Below are 16,984 nucleotides of genomic sequence, written 5' to 3'. Positions count from 1 at the left end.
CGTGTGTTACGCCTTGTTACCTGTCCACGGACCTGCCCCGCCATGCAACCCATTCAGCTCTTCGACCCGGCGTCCAGTACCTACACCTATATCCTGTTTGACGAAACCAGCCGCGACGCGCTGATCGTAGATCCGGTGGATGAGCAACTGGAGCGCGACCTGACCACGCTGCGCCAGTACGGTCTCACGCTGCGCTGGGCCGTTGAGACGCACGCCCATGCGGACCACATCACCAGCGCAGCACTGCTGGCCGAACACACGGGAGCCCAAACTGCCGCGCCGGCAGGTTGTGGCATTGGCACCGCTGCCGTGCAGTTGAACGATGGCGACACCTTGGACTTCGGTGCCGAATCCATCCGCGCGCTGCACACCCCGGGCCATACCAGCGGCAGCATGAGCTTCACCTGGCGCGACCATGTTTTCACAGGCGACACGCTGCTGATTGGCGGCTGCGGCCGCACCGATTTTCAATCGGGCAGCGCCGAAGACTTGTACCGCAGCATCACCCAAGTGCTGTTTGTCCTGCCCGATGCCACGACCGTCTGGCCCGGCCATGACTACCAGGGCCGCACCCGCAGCACTATTGGCACCGAAAAGATGGGCAATGCCCGTATCGCGGGCAAGACCCAGAGCGAGTTCATCGCCATCATGGAGAGCCTGAACCTTCCCCGCCCGCGCCGCATGGACGAGGCGGTGCCGGCCAACTTGAGTTCGGGTGTGCGGCACGACGCGGGCAGCGCTGGCGCCACTGCGGCACAGGCCGCCATTGGCTACGCGGGAGATGTGAGTGCGGAGCTGGCATTTGCCTGGTGGCAGGCTGGCGAAGCGGTCTTGGTGGATGTACGCACCGATGCCGAGCGTGAGTGGGTGGGCTTTGTGCCCGGGGCTGTGGCCCTCGCCTGGAAGCAGTGGCCCGGCATGGCCATGAACTCGCAGTTCGATACCGCCCTGCTGGCCGCCGTGCCCGCAGGCCGGAAAGTGCTCTTGCTATGTCGCAGCGGTGTGCGCTCGATTGCCGCTGCCAAGCGCGCCACCGAACTGGGCCTGCAGGCGTACAACATCCTTGAAGGCTTTGAGGGTGACCCCGATGCCAACGCCCAGCGTGGTCACCGCGGCGGCTGGCGCCTGCGCGGCCTGCCCTGGCGGCAGGGCTGAAACCCGCACAATACCGCCCAGAGACATCTTCACAAGAACAAGACCATGACCTTTCTTGCGCTGGACATCGGCAACACTCGCCTTAAATGGGCCCAATACGCTAGCCCGCAGCCGGGCGCCGCCCTGCTGGCCCAGGGTGCCGAGTTTCTGGAAAACATCGACAAACTGGCGGACGGCGCTTGGCGCAGCCTGCGGGCTCCGCGCCATGTGCTGGGTTGTGTGGTGGCGGGTGACGCCGTCAAACGCCGCGTGCAAGAGCAGATGGATGCCTGGGACGTAGCGCCGCAATGGGTCGTGTCCAGCGAAAGCGAAGCGGGCTTGCGCAATGGTTACGACCACCCCACCCGCTTAGGTGCTGACCGCTGGGTTGCCATGATTGGCGCTTATCACCGCATGCGCGCCCAAGGCCCCACACGCCCCATGGTCGTGGTGATGGTAGGTACGGCCGTCACGGTGGAAGCGATTGATGCCGAAGGCAAGTTCCTAGGCGGACTGATCTTGCCGGGCCACGGCATCATGCTGCGCGCGCTCGAATCCGGCACCGCTGGCCTGCACGTGCCCACGGGCGAGGTACGCGAATTTCCTACGAACACCAGCGACGCACTGACCAGCGGTGGCACCTACGCCATCGCTGGTGCAGTGGAGCGCATGGTGCAACATGTGAGCGCACACTGCGGCGTGGAGCCCAAGTGCATCATGACAGGCGGGGCGGGCTGGAAGATGGCACCCAGCATGACCCGACCGTTTGAACTAGTAGACAACCTGATCTTTGACGGGCTGCTGCAGATGGCCTTGGGCCGTTACCAGCCTGCACTGCAGACCTGAGCCTGCGCCACAGGCGTCAGAGGTCCAGCAACTGGGAAAAGTCTGTATGGGTGGAACTGGGGCTGCTGTCGGCAGGCAAGACCGTGCTGCCCTCAAACCCATGCTCCAGCACGCGCACATCGGGCTCCCCGGGCAAGGCACCTGCCAACACAGCACGGTCTACCATGCGCATCAACAGGGCCCGCGCCGCCTCAGGTGATTCGCCTTGCAAATCGACGGTGGCGGTCAAGGTCAGGCGCACCGTTGCAACATCAGGCGCGCGCTGCGGTGCACGTGATGCGAGCCCGCTGTCCTGCAGCACCGTGCCATCGCGGGCCACGAACAACACCCGCGCGGGGCCACGGGGTGACAAGACGTGGGACTGGCCATCCGCATTCACGACCAACATGGTGCCATTGGCAAAATCCCGCGCCCAGGCGGTTTTACCACCCAGAAAGCCGCGAATGCTAAAGCCATACTCGCGCGGCGAGGCGAAATGCCGCCCACTCAGGTCCAGCGAAGGGTCATCAATCTCCAGGTCGTCGTGGACGAAGGTATAGCGGGTTTCGCCCGAGTGGAGCTGCCGCGGGGTCGCACGGGGCAGCCCACTGGGATGCTCCCGGGGACTGAGTTCACTCCAATAGGTCACACTTACCTCCCGTTACATTTCAGGCCATCATACTGAGTTCACGCTTGCGGCGCGAGCCATTGCTCAGCCAATCGCACCCAGTAGGTCGCGCCCAAAGGCAACAGGGCGTCATTGAAATCGTAGCTCGGGTTGTGCAACATGCAAGGCCCACCACCATGGCCCATTTCCCGGTGGGTGCCATCCCCATTGGCGATGAAACTGTAGCAACCGGGCTTGGCCTGCAGCATGTAGGCAAAGTCTTCGGCCCCCATGGTGGGCTCTTGGGCCAGCACTTTGTCCTCTCCGACGATTTCGGCCATCACCTTGCGGGCAAAGTCAGCCTCTTTCGCGCTGTTGATGGTGGGCGGGTAGTTACGTACAAACTCGAATTGGCACTGGGTGCCAAAGGCTGCACTGGTGTGCTGCGCCAGATCTCGCATGCGCTGCTCAATCATGTCCAGCACCTCGATAGTGAAGGTGCGCACCGTGCCCTGAATCTCGCAGTGATCCGGGATGACGTTGGTGGCTTCACCCGCGTGAATCATGGTGACCGAGATTACGCCCGCATCGATCGGTTTTTTGTTGCGGCTGATGATGGTCTGGAAGCCCTGCACCATCTGGCAGGCCACCACCACAGGGTCGATGGCGTTGTGCGGCATGGCAGCGTGGCCACCCTTACCAGTGATGGTGATCTTGAACTCGTTGCTGGACGCCATCACCGGCCCTGCGCTGGCCGCCATGGTGCCGGCGGGCATATTGGGCCAGTTGTGCATGCCAAAGACGGCCTCTACCGGAAACTGCTCAAACAGCCCGTCCTTGATCATCTCGCGGGCTCCGCCACCGCCCTCTTCAGCCGGCTGGAACACGAGATACACCGTGCCATCAAAGTGGCGGTGCTGGGCCAGGTAGTGCGCGGCACCCAGCAGCATGGCCGTGTGGCCGTCATGGCCACAGGCGTGCATCTTGCCAGGGTGCTGACTGGCATGGGCGAAGGTGTTGAACTCCTGCATGGGCAGGGCATCCATGTCGGCACGCAGCGCAATCGCGCGCCCCGAGCTACCCGCCTTGACGATGCCCACCACGCCCGTGGTACCCAGGCCACGGTGGATGGGGATACCCCACTCGGTCAGTTTGGCAGCCACCAGGTCGGCGGTACGCACTTCCTCGAAACACAGCTCGGGGTGGGCATGCAGATCACGGCGCAAAGCGGCAATCTGGGGGGTATTGGCGACGATGGGATCCAGCAGTTTCATGGGGAGAACTCCAGCAAGGAAGTGGATTGTGCACCGCCCATGCAACGGGGCGGGGCTGGAGTCGCTAAAGTAGCGCCATGAGCCCTGAGATTTCTGTTTCCACCAACGAACACAAAGTGCTGGGCGCCTGCCCCCACGACTGCCCCGACACCTGCTCCATGGTGATCACCGTACGTGACGGCATCGCCGTCAAGGTGCAAGGTAATGCCGAGCATCCCGCCACCGCCGGTGCGTTGTGCACCAAGGTGTCCCGCTACACCGAACGCAGCTACCACCCCGAACGTATGCTGCACCCGCTGCGCCGCACAGGTCCCAAAGGAAGCGGCCAATTTGAACAAGTCACCTGGGACGAGGCGCTGAGCGACATTGCCGCACGCCTGCAGGCCATCGCCGCACGCGATCCGCAGGCCATCCAGCCTTACAGCTACGCCGGCACCATGGGCCGGGTGCAGGGCGAAGGCATGGCCGCACGCTTTTTCAACCAGCTGGGCGCCGCCCGCCTGGACCGCACCATTTGTGCCTCCGCCGGCGCTGAGGCCCTGACACAGACCCTGGGCCACAAAGTCGGCATGCGCGTGGAGTTCTTTGCCGAGTCGCAGCTCATCCTGATCTGGGGCAGCAACGCGATTGCGAGCAGCGTGCACTTCTGGCGCCATGTGCAGACTGCCAAACGCAATGGGGCCAAGGTCATCTGTATCGACCCGCGACGCTCCGAAACCGCAGAGAAATGCCACCAGCACATCGCCCTGCTACCCGGCACCGATGCCGCGCTGGCCTTGGGCCTCATGCACGAGCTAATCGTCAACGACTGGTTAGACCACGACTACATCGCCCGCCACACCCTGGGCTGGGACGCACTGCGTACCCGCGCGCTGGAATGGACGCCCGAACGCACTGCTGAGGTCTGTGGCATCACCGTAGAAGAAGTTCAGGGCTTGGCGCGGGACTATGGTCAATCGGCACGCGCGGGCCAAGCCACGGCCATCCGCATGAACTATGGGCTGCAACGTGTCCGCGGCGGAGGCAATGCCGTGCGCGCCATCGCCTGCCTGCCAGCCTTGGTAGGCGCCTGGCGCCAGCGCGCCGGGGGCGTGTTGCTCTCCAGCTCGGGCTATGTGCCGGTGCAGGCCGCAGCGCTGGAGCGCCCTGAGCTGTTGGCCGGGCGCACGCCGCGCACCATCAATATGAGCACCATCGGTGACGACCTGCTGCGCCCGGCCAGTCCGGAGTTCGGGCCCGCCATCGAAGCCCTCATCGTCTACAACAGCAACCCGGTCGCCGTGGCGCCCGAATCGGCAAAAGTGGTGCAAGGCTTTGCGCGTGACGACCTGTTCACCGTGGTGCTGGAGCACTTCCAGACCGACACCGCCGACTACGCCGACTATGTGCTGCCCGCCACCACGCAGCTGGAGCACTGGGACGTGCACAGCAGCTACGGCCACACCGACATTCTGCTCAACCGCCCCTCCATTGCCCCGCTAGGCCAGGCGCGCAGCAATGCGCAAATCTTCCGAGACCTAGCGCATCACATGGGCTACACCGACCCCGTGTTTGCCGAGAGCGACGAGAGCCTGTGCCGCACTGCCTTTGGCGACCAGGTGGACTTTGACCTGCTGCTGACTCGGGGCCATGCGCCCCTGCCCGTGCCCGAGGCACCCTTTGCCGACGGTGGCTTTCCCACACCCAGCGGCAAATGCGAGTTCTTCAGTGCGCGCCTGGCGGCGCGTGGCGACGATGGTCTGCCCAACCATGTGCCCAACTTTGAGCCGGCCGGCGCTGACCCGCGCTATCCGCTAGCCATGATCTCGCCACCCGCGCGCAACTTCCTCAACTCCACCTTTGTCAATGTGCAGAGCCTGCGCAGCATTGAGGGTGAGCCCTTGGTTGAAATGCACGCCAGCGATGCCGCAGCACGCCAGATTGCCGACGGCGATGTGGTGCGCGTCTTCAACGGCCGCGGCACCCACGAATGCGTGGCGCGCGTCTGCGAACGCGCCCGCCCCGGCGTGGTGAACGGCTTGGGCATCTGGTGGCGCAAGCTGGGGCGCGACGGCACCAATGTGAACGAACTGACCAGCCAACGCCTGACCGACATGGGCCGGGCGCCCACGTTTTATGACTGTGCGGTAGAAGTGGTGCGGGTCTGAGACTCAGCCTTTTCTCGCGGTTCTCTTTTAAACAGTTGCACCGCTTTTTCGGACACCCACTCCCCCAGCCCCTCGCCCCGTCGGCGAGGGGAGCTTTCAACAGCCGATTTTGGAGTTTTTCTCCGGTCAAGGCCTTACAAGGGGAGGTCGCGAACGGATGGGTATGCCACTACCAGAGCCAGCGGTTGTAGTCATCGCAAGGGTGTTGGCGCGGAACCACTGGCGGGCGCAGCCGCCAGCGTTGACTACTCCACCTCTTCGAGGTCACCCCCAACGCAGGCGCAGGCCGTGGTGTGAAGTAGCCGCCTTAAAGCCCCTCAAGTAGCCGCGCAGCCGGCGCAAAACAGCAAGATATGGCTGCTAAAAGGCTCCCCTCGCCGACGGGGCGAGGGGCTGGGGGAGTGGGTGTTAAAGAACCTAAGCCTTCTTCCGCGCAAAGTTCAGCAGCCGCGTGGCAATCAGGGTCTCCGCCATGAAGCACAACAACGCCAGCAAAAAACACCCCACGCCCCCCAAGAACGTGAAGATGGAAATGCGCAGGCCCGGGAAGTCGATAGTCTCGCCGAGGAACAGGACCATGATGGTGATCCCGATGAGGATGCCGCACAGCGTGAGCAACGCAATGCAGCTATTGGCAAGCAGCCCGCGGGTCCGCAATTCAGCCAGTTCTGCATAGTTGGCGTCCGTATCCTCCGGGTGGGCTTGGTGCTTGATGTACTGCTCCACCGTACGGGCCCGGTCGATGATGCGCGCCAACCGGCCTGCTACGGCCGCAATCATGCCGGACACCGCAGTGAGCAAAAACACTGGGGCGACCGACAACTGGATGCCATGCGAAACCGTGTCGGGGTCCAAGGGGAAAGCCATGCGCACACCTCAATAAAAAACGCCACGCGGACCGGCGTCCGCATGGCGTTGCATTGTAGGTCTGCGCTTTACTTCTGCAGCGCCAATTGCTGCTCCAGCTGGTGCAGCACGCGGTAGCAATCCAGCACGCGGCCGACGCTGGAGTTGGGCTCGCGGCCCTCGCGGATAGCGGCGAAGAATTCGCGGTCCTGCAACTCGATGCCGTTCATGCTGACAGCCACATTGCTCACGTCGATCTTTTCTTCCTTGCCGGTGAACAGGTCATCGTAACGGGCGATGTAGGTCGCCGTGTCGCCGATGTAGCGGAAGTAAGTGCCCAGGGGGCCGTCGTTGTTGAAGCTCAAGGAGAGCGTGCAGATGGCGCCGTTGGCCGCGCGCAGCTGAATGCTCATGTCCATGGCGATGCCCAGCACCGGGTGGATGGGGCCCTGGATGGCGTTGGCCTGCACGATGGGGCTGTTGGCCTGGTAGGCGAACAGGTCCACGGTGTGGGCGGCGTGGTGCCAGAGCAGGTGGTCGGTCCAGCTTCGGGCTTGGCCTAGCGCGTTGGTATTGGTGCGACGGAAGAAGTAGGTCTGCACATCCATTTGCTGGATGTTGAACTTGCCTGCCGTGATCTGCTGGTTCACATACTGGTGGCTGGGGTTGAAGCGGCGGGTATGGCCGCACATGGCCACCAGACCGGTCTTCTTTTGCTCGGCCACCACGGCATCAGCGCCCGCCCAGCTATCAGCCAAGGGAATTTCCACTTGCACGTGCTTACCGGCTTTCAAACAAGCCAGCGTTTGCTCGGCGTGCATCTGTGTAGGGGTGCAGAGGATGACGGCGTCCAGCTCGGGCAGGGCCAGGCTCTCGGACAGTTCAGTAGTCACATGGCCTACGCCGTACTTGGCAGCGACCTCTTTGGTTTTGTCGAGCTCACGGCCGATGAGGGAGATGACTTCCACACCCTCGATGTTTTTGATGCCATCCAGATGCTTGACGCCGAAGGCACCTGCGCCGGCCAGTGCGACCTTGATCGTTTTAGACATTAGTTGTTCTCCAGAATCAGGTGGCCTACCGCAGTATTGCTGGCAGGTACATGGTAAAAACGGTGTGCAACCCTCACAGAATGTGCGCGAGCAGCTTCCAAATCTGTAGCATCGTAGGGTACGTCCGACATGGCGCCGCGGGCAATCAGCCACATCACCAGCTCAATGCCTTCGCTGCCAGCCTCGCGCACATAGTCGATGTGGGGCGTGGCAGCACAAGCAGCCGGGTCGGCGATCATCTGATCCAGCCAGGCGTTGTCCCATTCGCGGTTGATCAGGCCGGCGCGCGCACCTTGCAGCTGGTGGCTCATGCCACCGGTGCCCCAAATGTGCACGTTCAGGTCTTCGTCATAGCTCTCCACCGCCTTGCGGATCGCCTTGCCCAGGTTGAAGCAGCGCTGGCCGCTAGGCACGGGGTACTGCACCACATTCACGGCAAATGGAATCACCGGGCAGGGCCAAGCGTCCTTGACAGGGTCTTTCTCGCCACACATCAGGCTCAACGGCACGGTCAGGCCGTGGTCCACATCCATCTTGTTGACTATTGTTAAGTCAAAGTCCTGCTGGATGACCGAGTGGGCAATGTGTGAAGCCAGCAAAGGATGCCCCTGCACCTTGGGCACCGGGCGGGGGCCAAAGCCCTCGTCCGCAGGGGTGTATTCGGCTGCAGTGCCGATGGCGAAAGTGGGAATCAGGTCCAGGCTGAAGGCCGTCGCGTGGTCGTTAAAGACCAGGAAGATCACATCAGGCTTGTTGTCCTTCATCCATTGTTTGGAGAAGTCGTAGCCCGCAAAAAGCGGTTTCCAGTAGTCTTCGTGGGTTTTTCCCAGATCCATGGCGGCGCCGATGGCCGGCACGTGGGATGTGAATACAGAGGCGGTAATTTTGGCCATGGGGTTCAGTCTTTCTTGACGCCAGCTGCGTGATGTTGGCCTTGGGGTTGGCGGTGGGCCTGGGCGTCGCCGTCCTCACCGATGTAGCGGTTGCCTTCGGCAGAGCGGCCGCCGGCCATCATCATGGCGCGGTACTCCACTTCGGTCATGCCGGTCATGCTGCCGGCCATCTGCTGAAAGCTCAGGCCGTGGGTGGAGCCGATCTTGGCCAAGAAGTAAATATTGCCGCCCAGCTGCATGGCGCGGTTCAAGTCCATGTCGATCACCGACTGACGCTGCTCTTCGCTCATGGGCCATTCGTTCAGGTAGGCACGCTGGTCCGCCTTAAAACGAGTGCGGTTCTCGGGCTTCATGAGGCTCATGCAGAACTGGTTGAGCCAGTAGCCTTTGCGGCTCTGCTCGGCATCAAAAATGATGGTGCCGGGGATGTCCTGGTAGGGTTTGTCGAGGGCCATATCAGTCTTTCAGAGTTTCAGGCCAATACAGGCGGTTGGGGTTGTCGACCAGCAGCTTGCGCTGCAACTCAGTGGTGGGCGCAATGTGCGGTATGAAGTCCACCAGCAGGCCGTCATCGGGCATGTGGTCCTTCAGGTTGGGGTGCGGCCAGTCGGTACCCCAGAGCACGCGGTCGGGGAATTGCTCCACGATGCGCTTGGCAAAAGGAATCACGTCCCGGTAAGCGTTCTGTTCGCCGTTCAGGGCCTTGGGGCCGCTGACGCTCAGGCGCTCCGGGCAGCTCACCTTGCTCCACACATTGCTGTGCTCGCGCATGAACTTCTCGAACAGTGCGAATTGCGGACCATCCACGGGCAGCGACACATCCGGGCGGCCCATGTGGTCTACCACCACGGTGGTGGGCAGCGCAGTGAAGAAGTCCCATAGCTCGGGCAGGTCCACCGCCTCGAAGTAGATCACCACATGCCAGCCCCACTTGGCGATGCGGCCGGCAATCTCCATCAGTTCGTCTTTGGGCGTGAAGTCCACCAAGCGCTTGACGAAGTTGAAGCGCACGCCGCGCACACCGGCGTCGTGCATGGACTGGATTTCTTCGTCGGTCACGCTGCGCTTCACCGTCGCCACACCACGGGCCTTGCCATTGCTGCTCAGCAAGGCGTCCACCATGGCACGGTTGTCAGCGCCGTGGCAGGTGGCCTGCACGATGACGTTCTTCTCAAAACCCAGGTGGTCGCGCAGGGCAAACAACTGGAGCTTGGAGGCGTCGCACGGCGTGTACTTGCGCTCAGGCGCGTAGGGGAACTCGGCACCGGGTCCGAACACATGGCAGTGCGCGTCCACAGCGCCTGCAGGCAGTTGGAAGCGGGGTTTGGCAGGACCGGTGTACCAGTCAAGCCAGCCAGCGGTCTTGGTGAAGTCACCGGAAGTGGATTTGCTCATGGTCGGCCCTCAATCGATGTACTTCAAGCCGGCGGCAGCCAAGGGCTCGCGCATCTTGTACATGTCCAACCCCAGCACGCCTGCGGCCAGTTTGGCGCGTTTTTCGCCCTCAAAGCTCTCGCGCTTCTGCGCGGCTTCCAGGGTAGCAGCAGCGCGCGCAGCGGGCACGCAGACCACGCCGTCGTCGTCCGCCACGATCACGTCACCCGGTGTCACCAGCATGCCGGCGCAGACGATGGGAATGTTGACCGAGCCCAAGGTGGCCTTGATGGTGCCTTTGCTGCTGATGGCCTTGCTCCACACCGGAAAACCCATGCGCTGCAGTTCTTTCACGTCGCGCACACCGCCGTCAATGATGAGCGCGCGGGCGCCACGGGCCTGGAAGCTGGTAGCCAACAGGTCGCCAAAAAAACCGTCGGTGCACTCCGCAGTCACCGTGGCCACCACGATATCGCCGGGCTGAATCTGCTCGGCGGCCACATGCATCATCCAGTTGTCACCGGGTTGCAGAAGCACGGTCACTGCGGTGCCGGACACCTGCACGCCACTTTGGATGGGGCGCATATAGGGCTTGAGCAAGCCCACGCGGCCCATGGCTTCGTGCACGGTGGCAGAGCCCAGTGCGGCAAGACCGTCAGCGGCAGCACGGTCTGCGCGGGTGATATTTCTGTAGACGACACCTAGTTCATACATATTCATTTCTCCTAAATCTTTTATGGGCTCTTCTTCTGAGCCCGCAGTGGAGTAGGGGTGAGTACCTCCGCTCATGTCCCCCGCCCGCTCCAGCGGGCTCCTCCTTGACTTCGCTGCGGCACTCACCCCTACTCCACCGCTGCGAAGAAGCTTGTTTTCACTCTCCCAAAACCAAGCACGTCGGCGAGGCTCGGGGTGGCTATGCGTTTTGCGGAGGTAAAGGAGGAGCCCGCAACGCGGGCGGGGGACACGCAGCAAAACGCATAGCCACTCCGAGCCCCCACAACCCCAAAAAATCAACGCCCTTTGGCCTTCAACGCCGCATCCAGCCGCGGAAACACGCGCCGCGCATTGCCTTCGTAAATCTGGAAGCGGTCTTCGTTGCTCAAAATCTTCGACGCCTCGATGTAGCGCTTCGTGTCGTCGTAATAGTTACCCGTCTGCGGATCAATCCCGCGCACCGCACCGATCATCTCGGACGCGAACAACACGTTCTTCACCGGAATCACGGTGTTGAGCAAGTCGATGCCGGGCTGGTGGTACACGCAGGTGTCGAAGTAAATGTTGTTGAGCAAATGCTCCTCCAGCAGCGGCTTCTTCAGCTCCTGCGCCAAGCCACGGAAACGCCCCCAGTGGTAAGGCACGGCACCACCGCCATGGGGAATCAGGAACTTGAGCGTGGGGAACTGCTTGAACAGATCGCTGGTCAGGCACTGCATGAAGGCCGTGGTGTCGGCGTTCAGGTAATGGGCGCCGGTGGTGTGGAAGCAGGCGTTGCAGCTCGTGCTCACGTGGATCATCGCGGGGATGTCGTACTCCACCATCTTCTCGTAAATGGGGAACCAATGCTTATCGCTCAGCGGAGGCGAATTCCAGTGACCGCCGCTGGGGTCCGGGTTCAGGTTGATGCCCACGTTGCCGTATTGCTCCACGCACTTCACCAGCTCGGGAATGCACGTGGCGGGGTCCACACCGGGGCTTTGCGGCAGCATGGCAGCAGGGATGAAGTTATCCGGGAACAGCTGGCTCACGCGGAAGCACAGCTCGTTGCAGATGGCGGCCCAGGTGGCGCTGGTGTTGAAGTCACCGATGTGGTGGGCCATGAAGCTGGCGCGCGGGCTGAAGATGGTGAGGTCCGAGCCGCGCTCTTTCATCAGGCGCAGCTGGTTGCTCTCGATGGTCTCAATCAGCTCGTCATCGCTGATCTTCAGGTCCGCAACCTTGGGGCCCAGCTCGGGCGTGGCCAGGTTGGCAATCTGGGCGTTGCGCCAGTTTTCCAGCGCTTTGGGCGCGGTGGTGTAGTGGCCGTGGCAGTCAATGATCAGGGGCTTCTTCACGGGTGTCTCCTGGAGTTCTTTTGGAAGGGGGCGGGCTCAGGCGGGCTGCATGCCTTCGCGCTGCTTGGCGGCGGCGGCCTGGGGTGAGGCCATGAAGGCCAGCAGGGCCCGCACGGCGTCGGGCTGGGCAGAATGGCTGCCCACGCCGGCCGAGAAGGTGGTGGTGATCTGGATGGCGGGGGGCAGCGGGCCCACGATGGTGATGCCCTCCACATGGATGAGCTCGCTGAGTTGCTGAAAGCCCAACGCCACTTCGCCGCGCGCCACCAGTGCGCCCACGGGCACGCCAGGCGGCGCCTGCACGATGCGGCTTTGCACGGATTCGGCAATGCCCCAGCGCTCAAACAGCTTGACCAGCGCCACACCGCTGGGGCCAGTGGAATAGCCCAGCGTGGGCGCAGCGAGCACGGCGGCGCGCACCGCGTCTTCTGAGGAAATATCGGGTTGTGGCGCACCCGCCGGCACGGCCACGGCCACACCGGATTGCACCAGGTCCACACGGCCGCCTTGCAAATGGCCGGCGGCAATCAGTTTGTCGATGGCGTCGGAGGCCAGAAACACCGCGTCAAACACCTCACCAGCTTGCACGCGCTTGGCCGCGTCCACACCGCCCACAGACTCGATGGCCACCGCCTGGCCGGACTGGGCGGTGAAGTCCGCCGCGAGCGCGTTGAGCAGCAGGCGTGTGGCCATGGACGAGATGCACTTCAGAGCCACGGGAGCAGTGGGAACGGTGTTGGACATGCTCGGTATTCTGGTCGGCGGGCTGCCATTTGATAAGGCAAGGGGGGCACTAGCAGCTATCTCAAATTGGCATAATCCAGCCGCAGCTATTCGCCGATGCGACTTTCCCATTTGGAGCCAGCCCATGGACCTGAAACAGCTTGAATACTTTGTGCGCGTGGCCGAAATGGGCAGTTTTACCCGTGCATCCATCTCGCTGGACGTGGCCCAGCCCGCTCTGAGCCGCCAGATCCGCCTTCTGGAAGTGGAGCTGCGGCAAAACCTGCTCACGCGCAACGGCCGCGGTGCCGTGCCCACCGAGGCAGGCAAGCTGCTGCTGGAGCACGGGCGCGGCATCCTGCACCAGGTGCAGCTCACGCGCGAGGAGCTGGGTGCGGCGCGCGGCGCGCTGGCCGGGCGTGTCTCCATCGGCCTGCCGCCCAGCTTGTCCAAGCTCATTACCGTGCCGCTGGTGCTGGCCTTCCGTGAGCACCTGCCGCAGGCGCAGCTCACGCTGACCGAGGGCTTTTCGGTGCAGATGCACGAAGGCCTGCGCCTGGGCAACCTGGACATGGCCGTGCTCTACAACCCCGGCCAGAGCAGCGAACTGGAAATGAGCACGCTGGACGAAGACGAGTTGTCGTTGATCTCGCACAACCCGCAAACCACCGGTAAAAGCAAAGCTGCCAAGCCTGCGCCGGCCATCAGCCTCAAGGACGTGGCCGAGCTGCCGCTGATCTTGCCCAGCCGGCCCAATGCCTTCCGCATCCTGATCGAGGGCGAGATGATGGCCATTGGCCGCCGACCGGAGGTCATGCTGGAGGTTGACGGCCTCAACGCTATCCTGAACCTGGTGAAAGAAGGCATGGGCCACGCCGTGCTGCCCGGCTATACGTTGAGCAATTTCGACAACCCTGACACCTTCACCGTGCAGTCCATCCACAGCCCGCGCATCATGAGCCAACTGATGCTGGTGTGGTCTTCTCGCCGCCCCACCACACAAACCCAGCGCAAGGCCATGGATGTGGTGAGCCAGGTGGTGCTCAAGGCCATCCACCGCTAGGGCAGGTCCTGCGCTTTTTGGCATAGCTGCTATGGCTGCGGCCAACTTGCCCCTGGGTGGGCTACCCAGACACACTGCGGGCCAAACCCACAACAACAGAAGACCGTGCCATGCCCAAAATCACTCACAAATTCATAGCTGCTTGCGCAATAACCATAGGGGCTAGCGGCCTTTTTTATGCCCAAAGCGCCTCGGCGCAGGGTGCTGGCACGTATCCCGGCAAAACCATACGCCTGGTCGTCCCCTTCACCCCCGGTGGCTCGACCGATATCCTGGCGCGCGCGATTGGCCAAAAGCTTACCGAGGCCTGGGGCCAGTCGGTGGTGGTGGAGAATGTGCCGGGCGCGGGTGGCGCCATTGGGGCCGACAAAGTGGCCAAGGCTCCGGCCGACGGCTACACCCTGCTCATGGGCCACATTGGCACGCTGGCGGTGAACCCCTCGCTCTACCCCAACCTGCCCTACGATCCGATCAAGAGTTTTGCCCCCGTGGCTTGGGTGGCACGGGTGCCCAATGTGCTGGTGGTGCACCCCAGCGTGCCGGTCAAAACCGTGAAAGAGCTGGTGGCGCTGGCCAAGTCCAAACCGGGGCAAATGAACTACGGGTCTGGCGGTAACGGCAGCGCGGCCAACCTGGCCACCGAATACTTCAAGCTGCAAACCGGCACCTCGCTTTTGCACATTCCCTACCGCGGCACGGCCCCCGCAGTGACGGACCTCGTCGGCGGGCAGACGCAGCTGCTGTTCACTGGCGCACCCGCGGTGCTCAGCCAAATCAAGAACGGGCAGCTGCGCGCGCTGGCCGTCTCCAGCCCCAAGCGCATGGACGCTCTGCCCGACCTGCCCACGGTGGCCGAAAGTGGCTACCCCGGCTTTGAGGCGGACCAGTGGTACGGCGTAGTCGCACCGGCAGGCACACCCGCTGACATCGTGGCCAAGCTCAATGCCCAGATCAACCAGTCCCTGAACTCCGCAGAACTCAAGAACCGCCTGAACGCCGAAGGTGCCATCGCCACGCCCGACACCCCGGCCAACTTCGGCAAACTGATAGCCACCGAAATTGCCCGCTGGAAGCCGGTGATCAGCGGCGGGCGGGTGAAGGCAGACTGAGCGCGCGAGCCTACAGGGGATAGTGCTTCAGCACCCACAACAAGGCGTTGAGGGTGAAAAACGATCCGATGGTGGCGGCCAGCAAGGTGGCCGCACTCACCTCTTCGTGGCCGTACTTCAGCGCGAGAATGGGGTAGACCCCCAACATGGGCATGGCAGCAAACAGCAGCGCGGCGGTGCGCAGCTGCGGGTCGGAAATCGGCACCACAAAGGTGAACGCGAAGAACACACACAAGGGATGCAGCACCAGCTTACCTACGGTAATGTGCCCCACCAGCCGGCGTTTGCCCTGGAGCTGCAAACCCACCAGCGCACCGCCAATCACAAACAGGGCCAGGCCGGTAGTGACCTGTGAGAACAGGGTGATGGTGCGCGCCAGCGGGCCGGGCAAGCTCCAGCCCATCACCGACACCAGCAACGCGAGCGGAATCACCACCAGCATGGGCGTACGCACCCAGCCTTGGGCAATGTCACGCAACACGGTTCCCCAAGGGCGGTGGCCGCCAGCATCGGCGTTGTCGGCCAGGGTCAGCAACACGGGCAGCTTGATGAGGTTTTCAAACAGCATGTTGAGTGCCAGCGCCACCGGCGCCACGCTGCCCAGCACCAGCTGTACCACGGGGTAGCCCATGTAGCCGCTGTTGGAGCAGGCCGTACCCATGGCAAAGAAAGCACGGTAGCTGCCCGTGCTGCGGTTCACATACCGCGCCCACAGATACGCGCCCAGAATCATCACGCACGAGCCCAGGCCATAGGCCAGAAGGTAATCAAAGTGCATGACATCGCGCAGTGGACGCTGGGCAATGGCGTTGAACAGCAGCGCGGGCAAGGCCAGGTTGAGCACAAACTTGCCCAGCACGCGCAAGTCAGGCTTGCTGAACACGCCCATGCGGGTACAGAGGTAGCCCATGGCAATGCACAGGTAAATAGGGCCGGTGATGGCCAGAATGTCGAGCATGGGAACTTAAACGATCAGAACAGGAAAAGGCGCGGGTGTCAGTCCTTGCGCGCGGCCAGCAGGGCATCAGCGTACACCTGCCAGGGTGCGTTCGTGCCCACATGGGCCAACACACCGGCACGCGCCTGGTCGGCCACCCATTGCTGCTTGTCGGCAATGGCACTGGCCATGGTGGGGGCGAAGCCGGCTTCGACGACGGTGCGCGCCGATTCGCGCATTTCTTCGGCGCGGCGCTGCCCGTGTTGCACCACGCGGCTGAAGAAATAGCCCCCCTGTTTTTCCCAGTCAATACTGGGGAATGTCTCGGCCAGCGTGGGCAGTACATGGTCTTCCACCCCATAGGCGCGGGCGGTCGCGTAGCTCTCGATCACCAGCGCCTCCAGTCCCTTGATCATCACGCTGCGGCACATCTTGATGGCCGAAGCCACGCCAATATCGGCCGACACCACTTTGGCATCCATGCCCCATGCGTTCAGTTGCTCCGCCAGCTCGGCCGCCAACGCCCCGCCCAACAGCATGGGCACCTGGATGCCGTAGGGCGGCACCGAAGTCATGACGCCCGCCTCCACATAGCGGCCACCCGCCGCCTCAATCAACGCGGCCGCCTGTTGCTTGGTACCCGGCGATGCGGAGTTGAGGTCCAGAAACACGGTGCCGGGGCGCAGGTGCGGTGCTGCCGCTTCGGCCACTGCCAGGGTGTTGGAAGCAGTGACAGCGGAGATGATGAAGTCGCTCTGCGCGCACAGCGCAGCCAGGGAGGCCTGGGCCAGAACCCCGGCCTGCGTGGCCTGGACCGCAGCGCCCGTCACGAAGTCGGCAAACTTCAGGTCCCAGACACTGCAGGAGGCGACATGGCTGCGCAGGCCGGCGCTGAAGATGCGCCCCACCTCGCCATAACCCACCAACCCCAGATGTTGCAGTGGCAAGG

The 16,984-nt window shown here is 63.0% G+C and carries 17 protein-coding genes and 1 pseudogene; 6 read left to right on the top strand and 12 right to left on the bottom strand.

Translation table 11 applies throughout. The features are described 5' to 3' along the window. Positions 1-42 precede the first annotated feature (42 nt). From CHU94_RS19565 to CHU94_RS16130, 3 genes and pseudogenes are all read left to right on the top strand, one after another. Positions 43-543 (top strand): annotated as a pseudogene (locus CHU94_RS19565) (MBL fold metallo-hydrolase); the annotation flags it as partial. Between the two features lie 174 nt (positions 544-717). Further along, a complete protein-coding gene (locus CHU94_RS19560) occupies positions 718-1,155 on the top strand; it encodes a rhodanese-like domain-containing protein (protein ID WP_255034042.1) in 438 nt (145 codons plus the stop codon). Positions 1,156-1,200: 45 nt separating this feature from the next. Continuing rightward, positions 1,201-1,980 carry a type III pantothenate kinase gene (locus CHU94_RS16130; RefSeq protein ID WP_094481743.1) on the top strand — a complete coding sequence of 260 codons (780 nt, stop codon included), beginning with the start codon at positions 1,201-1,203 and terminating at the stop codon, positions 1,978-1,980. Positions 1,981-1,996: 16 nt separating this feature from the next. On the opposite strand, the gene CHU94_RS16125 is transcribed toward CHU94_RS16130, so the two are convergent. Together CHU94_RS16125 and CHU94_RS16120 are read right to left on the bottom strand one after the other, a co-directional pair. Continuing rightward, entirely contained in the window at positions 1,997-2,608 is a 612-nt protein-coding gene (locus CHU94_RS16125; protein ID WP_094481741.1) for a hypothetical protein, read from the bottom strand. 38 nt (positions 2,609-2,646) lie between these two features. After that, on the bottom strand, positions 2,647-3,840 hold the full coding sequence (locus tag CHU94_RS16120; RefSeq protein ID WP_094481739.1) for a M20 aminoacylase family protein: 1,194 nt from the start codon (positions 3,838-3,840) through the stop codon (positions 2,647-2,649). A 77-nt stretch (positions 3,841-3,917) separates the two neighbouring features. Here CHU94_RS16120 and CHU94_RS16115 point away from each other — a divergent pair, with 77 nt between their 5' ends. Next, the gene (locus tag CHU94_RS16115) at positions 3,918-5,987 is read left to right on the top strand and encodes a molybdopterin-dependent oxidoreductase (RefSeq protein WP_094481737.1); all 2,070 of its coding nucleotides are present in this window, start codon (positions 3,918-3,920) and stop codon (positions 5,985-5,987) included. 417 nt (positions 5,988-6,404) lie between these two features. Here CHU94_RS16115 and CHU94_RS16110 read toward each other — a convergent pair whose 3' ends face one another. From CHU94_RS16110 to CHU94_RS16075, 8 genes are all read right to left on the bottom strand, one after another. Continuing rightward, positions 6,405-6,854 carry a DUF2721 domain-containing protein gene (locus CHU94_RS16110; protein ID WP_094481735.1) on the bottom strand — a complete coding sequence of 150 codons (450 nt, stop codon included), beginning with the start codon at positions 6,852-6,854 and terminating at the stop codon, positions 6,405-6,407. Between the two features lie 68 nt (positions 6,855-6,922). Then, a complete protein-coding gene (locus CHU94_RS16105) occupies positions 6,923-7,885 on the bottom strand; it encodes a Gfo/Idh/MocA family oxidoreductase (protein ID WP_094481733.1) in 963 nt (320 codons plus the stop codon). Then, entirely contained in the window at positions 7,885-8,778 is an 894-nt protein-coding gene (locus tag CHU94_RS16100; RefSeq protein WP_094481731.1) for a class III extradiol dioxygenase subunit beta, read from the bottom strand. Before CHU94_RS16100 ends, CHU94_RS16105 begins: the two co-directional genes overlap by 1 nt. 5 nt (positions 8,779-8,783) lie before the next feature. Next, positions 8,784-9,233 carry a protocatechuate 4,5-dioxygenase subunit alpha gene (ligA, locus tag CHU94_RS16095; protein ID WP_094481729.1) on the bottom strand — a complete coding sequence of 150 codons (450 nt, stop codon included), beginning with the start codon at positions 9,231-9,233 and terminating at the stop codon, positions 8,784-8,786. Position 9,234: 1 nt separating this feature from the next. Further along, on the bottom strand, positions 9,235-10,173 hold the full coding sequence (locus CHU94_RS16090) for an amidohydrolase family protein (RefSeq protein ID WP_094481727.1): 939 nt from the start codon (positions 10,171-10,173) through the stop codon (positions 9,235-9,237). Positions 10,174-10,182: 9 nt separating this feature from the next. Further along, the gene (gene ligK / locus CHU94_RS16085; protein ID WP_094481725.1) at positions 10,183-10,866 is read right to left on the bottom strand and encodes a 4-carboxy-4-hydroxy-2-oxoadipate aldolase/oxaloacetate decarboxylase; all 684 of its coding nucleotides are present in this window, start codon (positions 10,864-10,866) and stop codon (positions 10,183-10,185) included. A gap of 296 nt (positions 10,867-11,162) precedes the next feature. Next, positions 11,163-12,191, bottom strand: a complete 1,029-nt coding sequence (locus tag CHU94_RS16080) for an amidohydrolase family protein (RefSeq protein ID WP_094482801.1) — start codon at positions 12,189-12,191, stop codon at positions 11,163-11,165. A 48-nt stretch (positions 12,192-12,239) separates the two neighbouring features. Continuing rightward, on the bottom strand, positions 12,240-12,947 hold the full coding sequence (locus CHU94_RS16075; RefSeq protein WP_255034003.1) for a substrate-binding domain-containing protein: 708 nt from the start codon (positions 12,945-12,947) through the stop codon (positions 12,240-12,242). Positions 12,948-13,071: 124 nt separating this feature from the next. Here CHU94_RS16075 and CHU94_RS16070 point away from each other — a divergent pair, with 124 nt between their 5' ends. Together CHU94_RS16070 and CHU94_RS16065 are read left to right on the top strand one after the other, a co-directional pair. Next, a complete protein-coding gene (locus CHU94_RS16070) occupies positions 13,072-13,989 on the top strand; it encodes a LysR family transcriptional regulator (RefSeq protein ID WP_094481723.1) in 918 nt (305 codons plus the stop codon). A 110-nt stretch (positions 13,990-14,099) separates the two neighbouring features. Continuing rightward, positions 14,100-15,098: a tripartite tricarboxylate transporter substrate binding protein gene (locus CHU94_RS16065; protein ID WP_094482797.1), complete on the top strand. Its 999-nt coding sequence runs from the start codon at positions 14,100-14,102 to the stop codon at positions 15,096-15,098. A gap of 10 nt (positions 15,099-15,108) precedes the next feature. On the opposite strand, the gene CHU94_RS16060 is transcribed toward CHU94_RS16065, so the two are convergent. Together CHU94_RS16060 and CHU94_RS16055 are read right to left on the bottom strand one after the other, a co-directional pair. Then, positions 15,109-16,056: an AEC family transporter gene (locus CHU94_RS16060; protein WP_094481721.1), complete on the bottom strand. Its 948-nt coding sequence runs from the start codon at positions 16,054-16,056 to the stop codon at positions 15,109-15,111. Between the two features lie 38 nt (positions 16,057-16,094). After that, positions 16,095-16,982 (bottom strand): NAD(P)-dependent oxidoreductase, encoded by an 888-nt coding sequence (locus CHU94_RS16055; RefSeq protein ID WP_094482795.1) that lies wholly within the window; start codon positions 16,980-16,982, stop codon positions 16,095-16,097. Positions 16,983-16,984: the final 2 nt, after the last annotated feature.

Source organism: Rhodoferax sp. TH121 (assembly GCF_002251855.1).
In the GTDB taxonomy this organism is placed as follows: domain Bacteria; phylum Pseudomonadota; class Gammaproteobacteria; order Burkholderiales; family Burkholderiaceae_C; genus Allorhodoferax.
The sequence above is the reverse complement of the archived record's forward strand: the minus strand, read 5'-3'. Positions and strand labels throughout refer to the sequence as shown.